The 18,591-nt window shown below is 34.7% G+C and carries 22 protein-coding genes and 1 pseudogene; 1 reads left to right on the top strand and 22 read right to left on the bottom strand.

The features are described 5' to 3' along the window. Positions 1–103 precede the first annotated feature (103 nt). Positions 104–493 (top strand): transposase, encoded by a 390-nt coding sequence (locus tag JCM14822_RS08385; protein WP_054741431.1) that lies wholly within the window; start codon positions 104–106, stop codon positions 491–493. A 415-nt stretch (positions 494–908) separates the two neighbouring features. Here the strand turns inward: JCM14822_RS08385 and JCM14822_RS08380 are convergent, their stop codons facing one another. The 22 genes and pseudogenes from JCM14822_RS08380 to JCM14822_RS08280 form a co-directional block, all read right to left on the bottom strand. Continuing rightward, entirely contained in the window at positions 909–1,106 is a 198-nt protein-coding gene (locus JCM14822_RS08380) for a holin (RefSeq protein ID WP_054741429.1), read from the bottom strand. A gap of 496 nt (positions 1,107–1,602) precedes the next feature. Next, positions 1,603–1,827: a hypothetical protein gene (locus JCM14822_RS08375; RefSeq protein WP_054741426.1), complete on the bottom strand. Its 225-nt coding sequence runs from the start codon at positions 1,825–1,827 to the stop codon at positions 1,603–1,605. Between the two features lie 141 nt (positions 1,828–1,968). Continuing rightward, positions 1,969–3,149 (bottom strand): annotated as a pseudogene (gene nifS, locus JCM14822_RS08370) (cysteine desulfurase NifS). A 22-nt stretch (positions 3,150–3,171) separates the two neighbouring features. Continuing rightward, positions 3,172–3,594 (bottom strand): RrF2 family transcriptional regulator, encoded by a 423-nt coding sequence (locus tag JCM14822_RS08365; protein WP_054741424.1) that lies wholly within the window; start codon positions 3,592–3,594, stop codon positions 3,172–3,174. A 74-nt stretch (positions 3,595–3,668) separates the two neighbouring features. Continuing rightward, a complete protein-coding gene (locus JCM14822_RS08360) occupies positions 3,669–4,103 on the bottom strand; it encodes a NifB/NifX family molybdenum-iron cluster-binding protein (RefSeq protein ID WP_054741422.1) in 435 nt (144 codons plus the stop codon). 70 nt (positions 4,104–4,173) lie between these two features. Continuing rightward, the gene (locus tag JCM14822_RS08355) at positions 4,174–5,472 is read right to left on the bottom strand and encodes a nitrogenase component 1 (RefSeq protein WP_054741420.1); all 1,299 of its coding nucleotides are present in this window, start codon (positions 5,470–5,472) and stop codon (positions 4,174–4,176) included. Beyond that, a complete protein-coding gene (locus tag JCM14822_RS23800) occupies positions 5,472–5,933 on the bottom strand; it encodes a nitrogenase component 1 (protein ID WP_330377420.1) in 462 nt (153 codons plus the stop codon). The genes JCM14822_RS08355 and JCM14822_RS23800 overlap by 1 nt, the downstream gene beginning before the upstream one ends. Further along, positions 5,894–6,937, bottom strand: a complete 1,044-nt coding sequence (locus JCM14822_RS08350) for a nitrogenase component 1 (protein WP_330377419.1) — start codon at positions 6,935–6,937, stop codon at positions 5,894–5,896. Before JCM14822_RS08350 ends, JCM14822_RS23800 begins: the two co-directional genes overlap by 40 nt. A 10-nt stretch (positions 6,938–6,947) precedes the next feature. Beyond that, positions 6,948–7,946 (bottom strand): PLP-dependent cysteine synthase family protein, encoded by a 999-nt coding sequence (locus tag JCM14822_RS08345; protein ID WP_054741418.1) that lies wholly within the window; start codon positions 7,944–7,946, stop codon positions 6,948–6,950. 38 nt (positions 7,947–7,984) lie between these two features. Further along, positions 7,985–8,833 (bottom strand): nitrogenase iron protein, encoded by an 849-nt coding sequence (nifH, locus tag JCM14822_RS08340; RefSeq protein ID WP_054741416.1) that lies wholly within the window; start codon positions 8,831–8,833, stop codon positions 7,985–7,987. Between the two features lie 32 nt (positions 8,834–8,865). After that, a complete protein-coding gene (locus JCM14822_RS08335; protein ID WP_054741414.1) occupies positions 8,866–9,207 on the bottom strand; it encodes a NifB/NifX family molybdenum-iron cluster-binding protein in 342 nt (113 codons plus the stop codon). Further along, positions 9,200–10,072 carry a radical SAM protein gene (locus JCM14822_RS08330; RefSeq protein ID WP_054741413.1) on the bottom strand — a complete coding sequence of 291 codons (873 nt, stop codon included), beginning with the start codon at positions 10,070–10,072 and terminating at the stop codon, positions 9,200–9,202. The genes JCM14822_RS08335 and JCM14822_RS08330 overlap by 8 nt, the downstream gene beginning before the upstream one ends. Positions 10,073–10,141: 69 nt before the next feature. Then, positions 10,142–11,077: a cysteine synthase A gene (gene cysK, locus JCM14822_RS08325; RefSeq protein WP_054741411.1), complete on the bottom strand. Its 936-nt coding sequence runs from the start codon at positions 11,075–11,077 to the stop codon at positions 10,142–10,144. 131 nt (positions 11,078–11,208) lie between these two features. Next, positions 11,209–11,865, bottom strand: a complete 657-nt coding sequence (locus tag JCM14822_RS08320) for an ABC transporter ATP-binding protein (protein ID WP_083461337.1) — start codon at positions 11,863–11,865, stop codon at positions 11,209–11,211. A 2-nt stretch (positions 11,866–11,867) separates the two neighbouring features. Continuing rightward, positions 11,868–13,061, bottom strand: coding sequence for an ABC transporter permease (locus JCM14822_RS08315; RefSeq protein ID WP_054741409.1), 1,194 nt, complete (start codon positions 13,059–13,061; stop codon positions 11,868–11,870). Next, complete coding sequence (locus JCM14822_RS08310) at positions 13,058–13,471, bottom strand: DUF4418 family protein (protein ID WP_054741407.1); 414 nt, start codon at positions 13,469–13,471, stop codon at positions 13,058–13,060. Before JCM14822_RS08310 ends, JCM14822_RS08315 begins: the two co-directional genes overlap by 4 nt. Positions 13,472–13,488: 17 nt before the next feature. Continuing rightward, the gene (locus JCM14822_RS22530) at positions 13,489–14,112 is read right to left on the bottom strand and encodes an ABC transporter substrate-binding protein (RefSeq protein WP_278287193.1); all 624 of its coding nucleotides are present in this window, start codon (positions 14,110–14,112) and stop codon (positions 13,489–13,491) included. Then, on the bottom strand, positions 14,112–14,570 hold the full coding sequence (locus JCM14822_RS22525; protein ID WP_054741403.1) for an ABC transporter substrate-binding protein: 459 nt from the start codon (positions 14,568–14,570) through the stop codon (positions 14,112–14,114). The genes JCM14822_RS22530 and JCM14822_RS22525 overlap by 1 nt, the downstream gene beginning before the upstream one ends. Before the next feature lie 17 nt (positions 14,571–14,587). Next, positions 14,588–15,367: an ABC transporter ATP-binding protein gene (locus JCM14822_RS08295; RefSeq protein ID WP_054741401.1), complete on the bottom strand. Its 780-nt coding sequence runs from the start codon at positions 15,365–15,367 to the stop codon at positions 14,588–14,590. Continuing rightward, positions 15,361–16,314, bottom strand: coding sequence for an ABC transporter permease (locus tag JCM14822_RS08290; protein ID WP_242861453.1), 954 nt, complete (start codon positions 16,312–16,314; stop codon positions 15,361–15,363). Before JCM14822_RS08290 ends, JCM14822_RS08295 begins: the two co-directional genes overlap by 7 nt. A gap of 174 nt (positions 16,315–16,488) precedes the next feature. Beyond that, positions 16,489–17,391 carry a LysR family transcriptional regulator gene (locus tag JCM14822_RS08285; protein WP_054741397.1) on the bottom strand — a complete coding sequence of 301 codons (903 nt, stop codon included), beginning with the start codon at positions 17,389–17,391 and terminating at the stop codon, positions 16,489–16,491. Positions 17,392–17,519: 128 nt separating this feature from the next. Continuing rightward, positions 17,520–18,584: a MalY/PatB family protein gene (locus tag JCM14822_RS08280; protein WP_330377418.1), complete on the bottom strand. Its 1,065-nt coding sequence runs from the start codon at positions 18,582–18,584 to the stop codon at positions 17,520–17,522. Positions 18,585–18,591 lie beyond the last annotated feature (7 nt).

Below are 18,591 nucleotides of genomic sequence, written 5' to 3'. Positions count from 1 at the left end.
ACCAAATTTAAAGAAGCCATAGATTTACCTATCACACAATGTAACAAAGCCCAGCCGTTGTTACCAGCAGGTTCAACTATTATATATGATAAGAAGGTACGCCTTGGTAAAGAGTCCATTAATCTTACAAAGCATTTTTATATGGTTAAAGATTATAGATCCCACAGGTAAAGAGCTTACATTTGTAACTAATCTCATGTGTTATAGTTCAGAAGAAATAGAATGGCTTTATAAAAAACGTTGGGACATAGAACTATTTTTCAAGTGGATTAAACAACATTGTAAAATCAAAACCCTTATGGGACATAGTGAAAATGCTGTAAGGATTCAAATGATAACAGGTATAATAACTTATTTATTACTTCGATTAACCCTTGAAAAGGTTGAAATAAAGATAAGCTTAATCAATTTAAAGCGTAAAATAAAAAATAAGCTATTCAAACATGTAACCAAAATTCAATGCTATAAAACAGCATTATTTAGTAGTTCCTAAAACATGGAAAAATGAATAGCAATCTAAGTAATTATATCCTTAGTGCATCTAACTTTACTGAATAAATATAGAAATTATCTATTTAAGTCTGTAAAGCATATTTTAGAAGTATAGGTCAATGGAAATTTTAGTTAGTAACTAAACATTAGTGATGTTATTAATGAAATTTTTAGTTGACTTTTATATTCGAGGCCTTGTAGAATATGCTCCCTTGCTCTGGTGTGAGGTTTTTTAGATTTTATTTTAGATAAGTTAATTAATTACTTATTTAAGTCATATATATTATACTACCAAACCAAATGATTTTCTATTCATTTATATGTCATATTTTTAAGTCTATTTCCAACAAAAAGTAAAAAAGGAACTGTCGCATTAGCTGATTAAAATCAGCTAATGCGACAGTTCCTTTTTTAGACTATTTTACTTCTGGAAGTCCTACTATACTTGTAAGTAATGATAATATCCCAGCTAAAGCTGCAGTAGACCCTACCATTACCCAATTAACACTATCTAAAGCTGCCGCTATTCCAATCGTCGCAATTGCTGTTTGTGCTACCGTCTTAAGCGCCCTTACACCTGCTGCTTTCGCCCATTGTTTCGTAAAGATTCCCATACCACTGCACCTCTCAGATTCATAATATCTATTGTATGCTGCCTACTTATAGACTAGAACTTAATCTTTTTTACGCCTTACTTTTTTGTTTTAAAAGTAAAGAAACGTTGTCCTATATAGTTTAAACCTACAAAAACATACATTCCGACAGACATTGTCCAATTTTCTTGTATAGATAAAGAGCAATCTTTCAATAAAATTCTCACCACTGGCTTGGTAAGCATCTTTTCTATAGCTGTTTGTTCATATATATGAAAGCCATCTGTATTCTCAATACAAATATATAAATCTGCCGTACCAATCTCTGATTAACACATATCTATAAATCTTTCCATAGACGCCATATAAACATCTTGATATTGTTCAAAAAGCCTCCACCTTCTTATCTGGTGAAGTAAACATCATGATTCATATACATATTTAAAATAGGAATTTGTAGCGCATGCACAACGGCTATAGTACTTTTAATAGCCTCTCTATAATCTGTTGCGACAGTTTAATTAAAATCACATACATTTAAGTTTTCATCTAAATGTATTGTAAAATAAATATCATTTTCTTCTTGAATCTGTTTGAAACGATTGATGTTTTTAAGTACCTCTATTTGATATAAAGGTAAATTCATATTCAGTTCAATAAACTTCAGTTTTAATTGCTTACAGAGGTTCACACTCTCCTCTAAACGCCTATGTTCAATTAAAATTGGCATACCAAAATCCAATTATCACCCACTTTTTCATTTTACTGACACTCTGCCTTAACAAAACCCAATCTAATCACCCTATATATCACGATATTATATAACAAAATAAACACTTGTATAAACTATTCAAATATATAAGTTTGCACAAAAAAAATAAGGCTATGCCTTACTTTTTAAATAATCCTCATATAATGGTGACATATTTCTTAATCGCTCAATAATCCTTTTTAATTCATCTACAACAAAATCTACTTCTTCTAGAGTTGTTTCTTCAGATAAAGAAGTCTAAGAGAACCATGCGCAATTTCATGAGGTAATCCAATGGCTAAAAGCACATGACTTGGATCTAATGAACCCGATGTACATGCTGAACCACTTGAAGCGCATATGCCTAACTGATCTAATAAAATTAAGATAGACTCTCCTTCTACAAATCGGAAACTGAAATTGGCATTTCCAGGTAAACGATCTGTAGGGTGGCCATTTAATTTCACATGTGGTATTTCACTTAGTACACGTTCTATTAAATGACTTCTAAGCGCTGTTTCTTTTTGAATGTTCTCATTCATATTCTTTCCTGCAAGTTCAGCAGCTTTTCCAATACCAATGATACCTGGTGTATTATGGGTTCCAGCTCTACGACTACGTTCTTGTGCGCCGCCATGAATAAATGATTTGATTTTAATCCCACTTCGAATATAGAGTAAACCAATTCCCTTCGGTCCACCTAATTTATGCCCACTTGCTGATAACATATCAATATGCATTGCATCTACATTAAGTGGAATATGTCCATAGGCTTGGACAGCATCTGTATGGAAAATAATATCCTTTTCATGGGCAATACGTCCAATTTCTGCAAGAGGCTGAATTGTCCCAATCTCATTATTGGCTGACATAATTGAAATAAGAATAGTATCTTTACGAATAGCTTTTTTCAACTCTTCAATTACAATCTTTCCATCTGCATCTACATCAAGATAAGTTACTTCAAAACCTCTTTTTTCAAGATATTCACATGTATATAAAATAGCATGATGTTCAATTTTACTTGTTATTATATGTTTGCCTTTACCTTCATAAGCTTCTGCAATAGCCTTTAATGCCCAATTGTCTGATTCGCTACCACCAGCAGTAAAGTATATTTCTTCCTGCTTTGCGCCAATTAAATCTGCCGCTTGTTTCCTAGCCTTTTCAACTGCTTTTTTGCCATTTTGTGCAAAGCTATATACAGCTGAAGGGTTGCTGTAGGTTTCTCTAAAAAATGGTAACATTTCTTCTAAAACTTCTTCTTTTACTTGTGTTGTTGCTGCATTGTCTAAATAAACTAATTGACTCATATTCATTCTCCTTTCATCTCATCTACTGAGCTGCTCCCCTCTTCCAGTCAATAAGATCTTGTAATGTTGTATTTTCAAGTACATTATTTATTGCTTTATCCAGCTTAATCCATAAGGGATAACAAAAACAGTTATCCCTATTTGTGCAGCTACTTTCAGCGTTATATGTACAATCTGTTGAAGCGATATCTCCCTCTAGGCTTTTAATGATTTCTCCAATCGTGTAACAATCAGGTTTTTTTATCAAACAATATCCGCCATTAGCCCCTCTAGAACTTTTTATTTTTCTAGCCTTATGTAATATAGAAGCAATCTGTTCTAAATACTTTTCTGAAACCTCTTGACGTTTTGCTATATCCTTGAGTTTTATAAATCCCTCCTCTTGATGCAAGGATAAATCCAACATAATCTTTAGTGCATTTTTTCCTCTGGTCGTAACTACCACGCTTTCACCTCATTCCTAGATAAATAGTATGAATTATCATTACAAAATTAACTAACTGATCTTTACAGTTAGTTTCACTTTTTCCTTAATGATTCATGACGATCTAACTTATTGTAATAATATGCTATTTTACTTAATGCTTCAGAAACTAAACACGTCACGTCAAAAACTGATATTGCCTTTCTTTCCAATTGCTTTTGGGCCTGAAAACCAACCTTTTGACAAACTACACATCTGCAATCTTCAATTAATGTCACTTTTTCCACAACATCTGATGCACCATTACATCCACGACCATTCCCTGCACATCCATTTTTCCCACATTCATTCTTGCTGCATGCTATAGAATCTAACCCCTCTTTACTAACTGGATTTGTCAAAACCTGTCTCATTTCATGAAGTTTAAACTGCTCGCCATCCACTTCATAAATCATAAATTTTGAAGCTTCACCAAACTTTAAATCTACCATTTCACCATTTGATGAACCCACTGCTACTTTATACGCCATCTCCCCACTTCCTTATTAGCCTTTCTTTTAATAATAGTCTGGGAATGATAGTTTTTCCCAGACAGATCAACTAATTAAATCGCTGAACAGCTACAGTATAAATATCTTCAATTAATCGAATACCACCTGTATAACCCACATAAAAATCATCTAATACGACCTTATCCTGTACAGGCCATGAAATATTAAGGAAGTTCCCTTTTAACGCCTCTGTAACTTCTTTTTCATAATACCCGCCAAGTACTAATGGATAGCCATGATAATCATGCTGCTTTATTGCTTCATGAATCTTATAACCATCTGTTTCAAATGAAACTTCTGCTGTTATGCCATAATTGAGTTTTTTAAATTCTTCTGTAATCTGCTCTCTAAAGTTCTTTGGTGTATCATCTACAATAAATTGTTTTGCTGGAATAAGTCCTAAATCATTCACTAAGAATTTAGTAATTCCTAATGTATATTGGGCATCTGCTACTACCGTGAACTGTTTATTAATAACCCTGTTTTCTAGGAATAAATCAGCATATCTTTCAATTAAATAATAATAATAGTCTTCATGTTCTTTAATGACAGATTCAACCTTGTCTGCATCAATGCCTGCAAATTTGCCTATTTCACGTAAAAACTTACTGGTTTCTGTTGCACCGATTGGCAGTACTGGATAGTGTAAATATGGTATGCCAAGCTTCTTCTCCATTTTTTTCATATTACCAATACCAACCCAAGGTGACACAAGAAGGTTAAACTCTGCTTCTGGTATTTTGTTTATATTCTCAATACCACGTCTGAATCCAAAAATTGTGTTTGGTATAAGTCCAATTTCAGCAATTAACTTTTCAAGTTCTCTAATATTACCAAGCCAGAATAAATCTTGATAAGGCACATCCGCCCATATATTCACTAATCCTTTTTGCTTCACTTCTGATTTCTTTAAATATTGTTCAATAATTGCATCTACAACCTGCTCATGTCCTTTATAATTATTGCCTTTAAAGCCAGCTGTTGGTGCATAAATGACTGGTTTATCTGCTTCTTGAAATTCAGAGACCACCTCACCAGAGTCATCCCCTACAATTTCAGGAATACATCCTGTAAGCACCACATATAAATCTGCATCTATGACCTTTAATGCATTATCAATTGTAGAATGTAACTTCTTTACACCCCCAAATACAACATCCTTCTCATTAATGCTGGTACAAGGAAAGATATTAGGTGAAAAATACCCTGAACTCCCTGTTGTATCTGAAAGTTTTTGTGCACATCCTGGTCCTGAATGTAATACTGGAAGTGCTCTTTCAATGGCTTGCACAGTTTGCATCGCCCCAAGTGCACATTTATATCTTTGTTTATCTAATAACTTTGCCATTATTTCACCTCCTCAAGAAATGCATCCACATTTTGTTTATACCACCAATCTGTATATGGCAGCTTTGTTCTATTGGCAAGGTTTTTCTCAAAACTTCTATTTTTAACAGCATCTAAAATAGTATTTGCAAATTCTAAAGTATGTTTATAACCAAAAATCATATACTCGTCAGCTACATAGATAGCTGGTGTACCATTCTTGATTGCCCATACTGTTGAACCTGGATGACGTGATAAATACATATCTGGCTGATATTTATTAAGGATATTCATCACTTCATAATTTTGTTGATCTGCAACACTGGCTTCAAAATCAATATCATGATCTAAAAGGTACTTCATAGAAGGTGGCACATCGCCATTTTCATATTTCTTATCATAGTGCCAAGCAAGGGCCCATACGACTTTAATGCCTAATTCATCTAATACCCTTGAAACCTCAAATGTATAACCTGGCCCCATTCCAAGTACGGCTGTAAGACTTTTAGCTCTTTTTTAACCTCTTCAATCTGTGGTATATAAATTGCACGCTGCTCCTTGATATATTTTTCGATTTTTTCACTACGGCCTGTTACTTTACCAATTTCTCTGAGCCATGATTCAAAGCCAATAATCCCACATTGATTAATACTTCTTACATATGGCACGCCATATTTTTCTTCAAGGGCATTACCAAGGTAATTTCCTAAAGTACCACAAATACAGGTTGTCGCAATACTTTCTGATAGATGGGATAACTCTTCAATGGTTGAATTACAATATAGAAATACAGGTTCAAGATCGAAGTTCTTAAACATTTCAATAATTTCAGGTCTAGCACTTTCAAAGAAGTTTTTGAAATTAATCTTATTTGTTTTTACACCTTCTCTTGGTGGCTGAACAATTTCCTGTAATACAGCATGATCTGAAATATCAAATCCTGTGGCCCATATTCTTGATTTAAAACCTTCACAATGTACCGCAACGATTGGAACAGCTACCTCATCCCTTACTTCATCCACAATACTATCAATATCCTCACCAATAATACCTGTTGCACAAGAGCTTGATACAAATATTGCTTTTGGTGAATATCTTTTATTCACTTCTAGTATGACTTTTCTAAGGGTTTCTGTAGAGCCAAAAATTGTATCATTTTCATTCATATCTGTGCCGACATAAATGGTTTCACTAGTAACGCCTCGCTTCTTAGACATAACCCTTGACATATAATAAGCAGATGAGCCTGCAACAGAACATCCCGCAGGCCCATGATGAATAATTGCAACATCTCTAATGCCTGAAAGCTGATTTAAGGCACAGCCTGAAAGACAGGTACTAGATTGTGAAAAACATCTTGAACAGCCTTTTAATGAACCACATTCACTTTGACTGGCCAAGTCTTTTAATGAACCAACATAACCTGTAATAGAACCAATACGATTCTCTCTTGTGGCTATATTAGAATTATTTAAATTAATTGCCATATTTTCACTCCTATCCTAAATATTCCTCATTAAACAAATTCGTAGAAAGGTATCTTAACCCTGTATCTGGAAGTATGGCAACAATTGTCTTACCTTTATTTTCAGTTCTTTTAGCAAGCTGTGTTGCTGCATATATTGCCGCACCTGAGGATGTACCTATTAAAATACCATCTGTTTTAGCCACCTCTCTTGCAGCAGTATAAGCTTCTATTGTTTCTACTTCATATTTTTCATCATAAATATCAAGATTCATCGTAGCCGGAATTCTTTCTACAGGTACACCTTCAAATGCATGAACACCTGTAATTTCTTCAGGCTCTGGATTAGTTTCACTAGGCAGTGAGTTCACCCCTGGCTGAATCGCTACAATTTGGATATCTGGATTCTTTTGTTTTAAATATTTTCCAGTACCTGATATGGTGCCACCTGTACCAACATTAGCTACGAAAATATCGACGTTTCCCTCTGTATCCTCCCATATTTCAGGTCCTGTTGTGACTTCATGAACACCCGGATTAGCTGGATTAGATACTTGATCTACGAAATAAATATTTTCTTCTTTTGCAAGAATTTCTTCACGGAGCACTTTAATCGCTGCAACAAAGTCTCCATTTGTTTCTTTAAGTACTTTAGCTATAGCAGGTTCATCTGAAAGCTTAATGACCTTCCCGCCAAAAGCTTTAATGACCTGAAAACGTTCCTTGCTTACATTATCCTGAATATATACACGGAATTTATAGCCCTTGGATGCCACGATTGCAGCTAAGCCAATCCCTGTATTACCACTGGTTGTCTCCACAACGGTATAACCTGGTTTTAAAAGTCCCTTTTTTTCAGCATCCTCAATCATCGCTAAGGCTATTCTATCCTTGACACTTTGATTAGGATTAAAATACTCTAATTTAACTAAAATCTTTGCTGCAAGATTATGTTTCTTTTCATAATTTACAAGTTCAAGAAGAGGCGTTTTGCCTACAAGTTCCGCAATTGAATGATTCACTTTTCCCATGTTTATTCCATCCTTTCTCCAAATAATTAGATTCCTCATTAGATTTTGTAATCATCTGCAAGTTCCATCATGCCATATTCCATTAGGATTTCCTCAAGTCTTTCTTGCGTCATAGGTGTTGGAATCACAAAGTCTTTATTTTCAATAACTGCCTGTGCAAGATTTCTATATTCTTGTGCCTGATTTGAATTTGGCCTATATTCAATAACTGTCTTTTTATTAATTTCTGCATGTTGTACAATATTATCTCTCGGTACGAAGTATAAAAGTTTTGTACCAAGTTCTTTGGCAAAAGCTCTAAGAAGATCAAGTTCACGGTCTACATTTCTAGAATTACAAATAATTCCCCCAAGTCTTACGCCACCAGTTCTTGCATATCTCTGAATACCTTTTGAAATATTATTAGCTGCATAAAGTGCCATCATTTCACCACTAGCTACAATATAAATTTCTTTTGCTTTGCCTTCTCTGATTGGCATTGCGAAACCGCCACAGACAACATCGCCTAATACATCATAAAAAACATAATCTAAGTCTTCTGTATATGCCCCAAGGTTTTCAAGCATATTGATGGATGTAATGATTCCTCTACCAGCGCATCCTACACCTGGTTCAGGTCCACCAGATTCCACACATCTTGTACCGCCATAGCCTTCTTTTAAAATTCTATCAAGGGCAATATCTTCTCCCTCTTCTCTAATGGTATCAAGTACAGTTTTTTGTGCTAAGCCCCCTAATAAAAGTCTTGTAGAATCTGCTTTAGGGTCACATCCTACAACCATAACTTTCTTACCATGTTCACAAAGCCCTGCTGTTAAATTTTGTGTAGTTGTTGATTTTCCAATGCCACCTTTTCCATAAATTGCAATTTGTCTAAGTTCACTCATGCTATCTTCCTTCCTCTATATAAATAAGTTTTTTATTTTTTGTATTTTATTAATTCAATAATCGCCTCTTCTATGACACCTGGAATTTCCATAGGGATAATCCCCATATTTTCTGCCATATAAGCTGCTTGATTACCAATTCTGCTTACTAATAAATAACTGCAATCCTTTAGCTTTAATAAGTTCTCATAAAGTTTATCATTATTATGATTGCCACCATCACATATAGGAACAACTGCTCTTCTTTCAATGAGCTGCACTGTATCATCATTAGAAACTTTATAGATATAAAAACAGTGTGCTCTTCCAAAATGACTGTTGACAACTAAACCATCACTGGAAGCAACTGCAATGAAATACTGATCATTATCCATGTGAAAACGTCTCCTTCACCCTTAGTCTCCTTTGATAAACTTGATCTCCAAATTCTGATTTTCCTGGAACACCAACTGCATCTGCTCTACAGTGCTGACAATGTCTAAATACATCAATATATTTGGAAGCTGCTATTCTTGCTGCATCGATTTGGGCACATGTAGGTGCTTTATAATCTTTTAATTCATGTTGTGGTATAAGGGGAATAATATTATATATTTTTGAGCCTACTTCCTTAACTGTTTTTGCAATCTCTTCAATATGTTCACCATTGATTTCAGGCACTAATACCGTATTGACTTTTACAGTAATACCAGCAGCCGCTATCTTTTTAATACCTTCTAGTTGATTCTTAATGAGAATTTTTGCCCCTTCTATGCCTTCAATTTTTTCACCATGATAGATAATATAAGCATTCAGCTTGCTTTCTATCTCTGGATCAACGGCATTTACTGTAACTGTTAATGAATCTATGCCCATATCAATCACTTCATCTGCACGTTCATTTAAAAGTAGACCATTTGTACTCATACATTTAATTAAATCTGGAAATTTTTCTTTAACAATTTTAAATACCTTTAGTGCATTGTCAGAAGCCAGTGTATCACCTGGCCCTGCAATGCCTACTACTTTAATATCCGGACATATTTCTAATGCTTTTTGTAAAATGTCTGAACATTCTTCAGGCTTTAACACTTTTGAAGTGACACCTGGTCTTTCTTCCACATCATTTATTGTGCGATCACAAAATCTACATGCTATATTACATCCTGGACTAACAGGTAAGTGAATTCTACCTGCATTGTTTTTATGTCCTCCAAAACATGGATGTGAATTTTTTAAGTTTTCATATGTATTATGCATATCCCACCTTCTTTCTGCCACTGCTTCTGTAATAATTTTGAGTCATATCAGCCAAATTTCTATGAACTATTAATTATTAAATAATGGTGTAGATAAATAACGGTCACCTGAGTCAGGTAAAAGTGCAACAATTACTTTTCCCTTATTTTCTGGTCTAGCAGCTAATAATTCTGCCGCCTTAAGTGCTGCTCCAGATGAGATACCTACAAGAATCCCTTCAGATACTGCAAAAGCCTTGCCTTCAGCAAAAGCATCATCATTTTCAATTGCAATCACTTCATCATAAACTTGTGTATTTAATATTTCTGGTACAAACCCTGCACCAATACCTTGAATTTTATGTGGGCCAGCTGTTCCTTTAGAAAGTACTGGACTAGTAGCAGGCTCTACTGCAACTACTTTTACATTTGGATTTTTCTCTTTTAAATATTCTCCAACACCTGTAATCGTTCCACCTGTACCAATACCAGCTACGAAAATATCTACCTTACCCTCTGTCTGTTCCCAAATCTCTGGTCCTGTTGTTTCCTTATGAATCTTTGGATTAGAAGGATTACTAAATTGACCAAGAATCACTGAGTTTTCGATTTCTTCATGAAGTTGCTCTGCTTTTGCAATCGCACCTTTCATACCTTTAGCGCCTTCTGTAAGGACGATTTCTGCACCATAAGCTTTTAAAAGATTTCTTCTCTCTACACTCATGATATCTGGTAATGTGAGAATTGCTCTATACCCCTTGGCTGCTGCTACTGCTGCAAGCCCTATTCCTGTATTCCCACTAGTTGGTTCAATGATTGTTGCACCTTCCTTTAAGAGACCTTGTTTTTCAGCATCTTCAATCATGGCAAGTGCTACTCTATCTTTGACTGAGCCAGCTGGATTTAAGTATTCTAACTTAGCTAGGATTGTTGCATCCTTAATACCTTTTTTCTTTGTATAACCATTTAATTTTAGTAATGGTGTACCACCTATTAATTCCAATGCATTTTCTTTAATTTTACTCATATTTTTTCCTCCTTTATCTTAAAAAACTGATATAATTTTTATCTCTTTGGGATTAACTATATCCTATCACAGCACTCAGTTTTTGAAAATTCAGTAGATTTTATCATTAGTTATAACCTCTACTTATTGTACTACATTTTTAAATATACACGCACATCCGCATACTTATTTGCGTCACTTTCATGGGTTGCAACAATTACCGTACTGCCTTGATCTGTATGACTTCTAATCAGTTTCCAAACCTTTTCTACATTATCCTTATCAAGGTTTGCAGTGGGTTCATCCATGATAAGTATTTTAGGTTTTCCAACTAAAGCTCTCGCAATAGCTACTCTTTTTATCTCACCACCGGATAAATTAGAAGGATATTCATTCTTTAAGCTTGCAAGTCCTAAGTTCTCTAATAATTTTTCGCCAAAAGCTAACTGATCCGCCTTAGTCACATGCTTATTACAAATATCATTTAATAGATTGATATTTTCAGAAACCGTCAAATATGGAACTAATCCACTATCCTGCGTGACTATTCCAACGTTAGACCTTCTTAGCTCTGCCTTCTGACACTCATCTAACCATGAAATACTCGTTTTGTCATAATAAACCATACCTTCTGTAGGTTTACTTAGTCCTGCAATAATATTAAGCAGTGTACTCTTACCACTGCCACTTTTACCTTCTAAAACAAGTAATTTACCTGTTGGAATAGTCATATTAATATCTTTAAGTACTATGTGCTGACGGCTACCACGCTTATATATTTTATGGATATGCTCAAGTCTAATCTCCATCGTTATTCACCTTTTCTTTCATCCCCATAAATATATTCAGGACAAATTTTTTGCACAGTTTTTAATGTATTAAATGGTCCTGATAGGGTAATTACTATAAAGCTACTGATACTTACAATGATTATCTCAGCTACATAAGGCATCACAAATGGTAAGCCAATTTTATGAATCATCAGTTGGAACATTGTCATAAAGACTAACAGCCCAAAAGCCGTTCCCAAAGCAGCTCCTATACTGGCGATTACTAAGGTTTCTTCAAGTAAAAACTGTTTTACCATTTTTCTGCTCATGCCTACAATGCGTAGTGCTATGACTTCCTCTCTTCGTTCATTCATTGTCATATCATAAATCATGTAAAAAATAAGAAAACCTATAATAAACATTATGCCTACTAAAAAAGCTTCAAAAATATAGGTTCCCTTTAGCTCATTGGATAATTTTCTAGAAATAGCATCTGATGTGACGATTTCAATGCCTTTTATTTCTGATAACCTTGCAACCACTGCATTAATATTTTCATTTTCAGCGAGTTTGACCATAATTGCTGAAATACTCTTTTCATCAACCTCTTCTATTAACCCTTGATGGACCGCCTTTGCAGCATTTAATAGACCTTGTATTTCTTTTATATTCACATAAACGGTTGTATCCATAGAAGAACCACTCTCACCTAATGCTGCCGCAACAACATACTTCTTTCCAAACATCAAAAACCTGTCATCTTCTTTTAATGTAACCCGACTGCCAATCACTATAGCACCTGATTCAATAGACTTTCTATATTGTTTATGAATCCATGGCGTAATTGTAAAATCCGAATCCAAATCAATCCCTACTATTTGTACTGCCTGATCACAACATGAGGCCTCTAATGTCATCAGAAAGGTTTGAGGGGATGCTTTTGCTATTCCCTTAATTGCTTTTACCTTTTCAAGAAGGGATGCATCCATATAAAAGTATCCCTTTTGTGTTGTCAAAAGCATCCCTTCTAACTCACCTTTGCTCCCTGCTGGAATAATGATTAAATCTGCCCCCATGCGCGCCACAACATTTTGGCTGCCATTTTTTATACCGATTGCTAACAAACTTCCAAATACCATAACAGCCGATAAAATTAGTGCTATCATAATAAGTCCAATGCTACGATAAGGCTTTGCTTGCATACTTTTAAGAACTAACTTATGCGTATATCTCATATCTCATTAGCTTTACCCTTTGAAATGGTCACAGTTATCAAGCTGATTAGCTGGATACCTATAAGAATCACGCCAGTTAAGATTAAAAATGGCCTTGTATATACATAGCAATGCATGGTTTTCATTTCACAAACTGGTGCAATCACAATAGGAAGTCCTATAATTGCTAAGCTGAGTATAAAACGTACGATAAAGAGCACATACCATAATTGCTTTTGCTTTGCAAAAACAATAAATAACGATAAACTCCCTACTAATACACTTAAAATAAGTGCCCCTATTTTCGTACTATAGCAAGCAGGTACCATACCCTTCATTTCATGACATACATGGGCAAATGTTAAAACTCCCCATATAATACTTATAGATAATAACAATACAATTCCATTAATTACTTTATTTATTTTCATCATTTATCCCCCATTTTTTATGACGCTTTGTTTTCTGTAAATACTTTGCTATCTTTATCATAGGTAATTGAATTTGGCACACCTTCTATACCTGGATATACCTTTTTTATAAACTCATCTAAATTAAGGGAAGGATCTAAATCTCCTGTTTTCTGTAAATCCTCAAATGAAGTTTTAAAGGTTTCTTTACCTAATGAAACAGATGGTTCATAGTTTAAACTTGCAAGAATCTCACCATATCTCACAATATCGTCATTACTTTCTGATGGCATGTAGCCATTTTCTACTTGTAATCTTGCTGCTTCTTCTGGACATGCCTGAACAAATGCTGCCGCCTTTTGAATAGCTCTAGCATAAGCAGCTGCCCCTTCTGGATTATTCGTAATTAATTTCTGTGAGACATAAGCCTGGCAGCAATATTCTTTGGAGAATTTCTCATCCTCACCAATATCTAATATCTTAATAAAATCATAGTTTTTCTCTGCATTATAAGCCACTGGATCATGAATACCTATGGCATCAACCCCGCCATTATCAAGTGCTGTTGGCAAATCCGTCATGGCATAAGTCACAAATTGAACATCTGCATTACTACCATTTACATTTAATCCAAGCTCATAGAGCTTTCTTTTTAACTGAATCAGGCTGAATCAGAGAGCGAAGACACACCTACTGTTTTCCCTTTCAAATCTTCTAATCGCCCAATACCCGAACCATTTTTCACATAAAACTTCGTACATCCTCTATGTAATCCTGTGACAAAAGAGATAGGCAATCCATTGGAAATAGGCTGCATTAATGTACCTGTAAGCCCATAGCCTGCATTAATTTCACCACTTGTCACTTGTTCTGTAACTGTATCAATATTTGAAACCACAATTTCATATTTTTGTCCTATAGCTTCAAATTCCTCATCAAAATAACCATTTATAATGGCTATATGCACCGGTGCAAGACATAAACTTTCCTTATTGTTTAATATTTTGACAGTCTCTTTTAAATTACTATCTGCTGCTGTTTCACTTAAGCTATTGCAGCCTGTTATCATGGAAAGTGCTAAAGCTGCTATCACACCTATCCTTAATACGTTTCTCATCATAGTCAATCCCTCCGTAATTATAGATAATATTCAGGTTCCTTATTCTCTCCTGCAAAATTAAGTATTTCTAGTATTTTTGTTCTATATTTCAAAAAATCATTACTGCCTCTTGCTCTAGGCCTTCCTAGCTCGATATCAATAACCTGTTCTATTTTTGCTGGTCTTGGTGTCATAATCACAACTTGATCAGATAAATAGACAGCTTCATCTACATCATGTGTCACCATAATCATGGTCATTTCATGCTCTTTCCAGATGCGCAAAATTTCATCTTGCATATTCATTCTTGTAAAAGCATCTAATGCACCTAATGGTTCATCTAAAAGCAATACTTTCGGATGCCCCACCAATGCTCTTGCAAGAGAAGCTCTTTGATTCATACCACCAGAAAGTTGATGGGGATAGGCATTCTCAAAACCTTTTAAACCAACCATTTCAATGTATTTAGCCACATCCTCTTTTTTCGATTGATAGATTCTTCTAGCTTTTAATCCAAAAGATATATTCTTTTCTATAGAAAGCCACGGATACAAATTGGCCTGTTGAAATGCAAAACCACGATCATGTCCCGGTTTCGTTATGGGTTCCTGATCAATATAAATGGTTCCCTCATCTACTAAATTGAGGCCTGCAATAGCACGAAGCAATGTGGTTTTACCACATCCTGAAGGCCCAATTAATGAAATAAATGAACCAGACCTTACTGTCAGATTGACATCATTTAAAGCTGTTAATATTGAGCCATCCGGATTGTTAAAATATTTTGAAGCATTTTCTATTTTGATTTCTCCTACCACTTAATCACACCCTTTTGCCAAATTAAGATTCGATCTTTGAATTTAAAAAGAATCTTAATAATTAAATTACACAAAACTGCTAACAGTATAAGTCCTGCATAAACATTGGCATAAAGCATCATGCTTTTCTGCCAATTCAAATACCAGCCTATTCCTGATTTACAACCGAACATTTCTGCTGTCACTAAAGTAATAAATGCACCAGTTGTCGCATAAAAGAGTCCTAAAAATATACTTGGCATAGCCGCTGGTACACCAACTCTAAATACTTTATAAAGCTTACCGGCCCCTAAAGTATCTGCTACTTCAAAATAGGATTGTTGAATATTTTGTATACCACTACTTGTCATGACCGTTATAGGGAACCACACTGAAAGAGCTATCATAAACACTGCCGCTTGATAAGAGGTACTAAATAAGGATAATACAAGTGGCGACCATGAAGTTGCTGGAATAGGTCCTATAACCTTCGTCAATGGATTCACCCAATACGCTATTTTTCTATTGAATCCTAATAGTAATCCAGTTATAAACCCTAATAATGCGCCAATGACAAATCCAATGACTAATAATCTACCAGATGATAAAATACATTCCAGCATCAACACCCTATCATTTACAAATACACCAAACACCCGGTCTAATGATGGAAAGAACAAAACTGGTAACAGCGCCAACTTACTACACACGATATTGATGATATTAAGTATTAAAATACCTCCTGCGATTAATGGACTCGTTTCTTCTAATTTTTTTGAAACACCCTCGTGAAATAATGCTGTGATATACACTGCGACAAATAATGTCCCAACAATGTATAAAAAATACAAAAAATAAGTTGCATTTGCCTGAGGCTGTTCCACTGAATTAGGTATGAGACGATCTATTAAAATAGCGCCTATCACAGAAACGATACAACTTACTTTTTTGATATGTTTCCAAATCATACACATGCTCCTTTCGAAATAAGTATTCTGAATCAGTGAAATCATGTTAGCATACAATTTGATGCTAGAAAATTACTGCAAATTTATCGTTTGTTATCACTTTTTCCTATCAATCACTTCTCATAATCGCTCATAATCACTTTTCCTTATACTAAAATAGGAGCCTTTCGGCTCCTATTCCTTGTATTTACTTAATTCTTCGATGTATTTCTCTCCCATTTCACTAAGCTTATGATTCTTTCTAATAATATACCCTATGGTTAAAGGATCTTCTTCTTTTAATTTGATACATACAAAACCATCTGTTAAGGCTACACTATCTGTCATAATCCCTGTTCCGATAGAATACCCATTCAATCCTGCCATCATCTCTGCTGAGGTGGCTCTATCATTGGACTTGATTAACTTTGTAAAGTCATAATCTCCTAGCGCTTCCTCTGATAAATAAAACTCATTTTGACTATTTTGATCAAAGGAAATACAAGGATACTCTGCTAAATCCTCTACTGAAACTTCCTGTAAGTGGGCCAAAGGATGTTGCTTCCATACATAAGCAAATGTTTCTCTCGTCATTAATGGAAAAAATTGTAATCGATATTCACGGAATAACTTCTTTAAAATATTCTCATTACTTCTTGAATAAGAGACAATGCCTATTTCACTAACCATATCCCTTACATTCCCTAAAACCTCATCTGTTTTTGTCTCATGCACTGAAAATGTATACTTCGGAAAAGCAAACTGTTTGACAGTCTTAATAAAGGCATGCACTGCAAATACATAGTGCTGCATTGAGACGGAAAAAAGTACCTTTTTCCGTCTGCTCTCTATGTACCTTGTTTCAATAATAGCATATTGACTTACTGCCTGTTTCACATAAGGTAAAAATTCTAATCCATCTTTTGTTAATATAATACCCTTATTATTTCTTTCGAAAATTTTAATGCCTAATTCCTCTTCTAATTCTCTTATCGTTGCTGAGAGTGCAGGCTGTGAAATATATAATTTACTGGCCGCCTCTCGCATAGAATGCGAGTTTGCAAGTGCAATCACATATTTTAGCTGTAATATTGTCATCTATATCCCTCTTTATTCTCCTAATATCTTTTTGATTCGCTCTAATACCTCTTCTAATATAGCGCGTGGACAAGCCACATTAATACGCTGAAATCCCTTACCTCGGTTACCAAATATTCTACCACTATCTAGCCACAATTTGGCATCATATATGATTTTTTATCAAGTTCATCAGCTTCAATTCCTGTCTTGCGAAAATCTAACCAAACTAAATAGGTCCCTTCAGTCTCAATTAACTTTACATTTTTTAAATACTTATTCACATATTCCTTCACATAATCAATATTTGACTTAATATACGCAAGCATAGCTTGGTACCATTCTTCACCTTCTGTATAAGCTGTTTCACAAGCTATGAGCCCAAACACACTCAACTGACTAATACCCGCTGCATTCACTTGTTTTCTAAACTTGTACTTTAACCTCATATTCGGAATAAAAATATTAGAAATGAGCATACTTGCAAGATTAAAGGTTTTACTAGGCGATGTACAAACAATGGCAATGTCCTCATACTCTTTTTTTAATGAAGCAAAGATATGATGATCACCATTCCATATAAAATCATTATGAATCTCATCACTCACCACAATGACACCATATTTCAAACAAATATCTCCTATTTTAATCAGTTCTTCTTTGGTCCATACTCTACCTACAGGATTATGTGGACTACATAAGAAGAATAATTTAATATGATGCTCACGAATTTTATACTCAAAATCTTCGAAATCAATATGATACTTATTGTCTTCTCCTAAATACAAGTCATTGCTTACCACAATTCTGTCATTATCTTCTATGACTTCTGAAAAAGGATAATAAACCGGCTGCTGAATAAGCACCTTATCGCCTACGTTAGTATAGGCTTTAACTGCCATAGCTAATGCAAAGACCACACCAGGTGTCTTAATTAACCAATTTTCTTTGACTTCCCACTGGTGATGCCTACGCATCCAATCTGCTACAATCTCAAAATAAGGTGTCTGCACCTCACTATAGCCAAAAATAGCGTCTCTCGAACGCTTCACTAATGCTTCTTCTATATAAGATGACACTTTAAAGTCCATATCAGCAACCCATAATGGTAATACATCTTCTGGCATCCCCCGTCTTTTTGCAAAATCATACTTTAAACAATCTGTATTGCGTCTATCTATTATTTCATCAAAGTTTAAGTTTCTCTCCGCCATAAACTCC

This window comes from Cellulosilyticum ruminicola JCM 14822 (genome assembly GCF_001311925.1).
Taxonomy (GTDB): Bacteria; Bacillota; Clostridia; order Lachnospirales; family Cellulosilyticaceae; genus Cellulosilyticum; species Cellulosilyticum ruminicola.
Note: the sequence above shows the minus strand (reverse complement) of the source record. Positions and strands in the feature narration are given on the sequence as shown.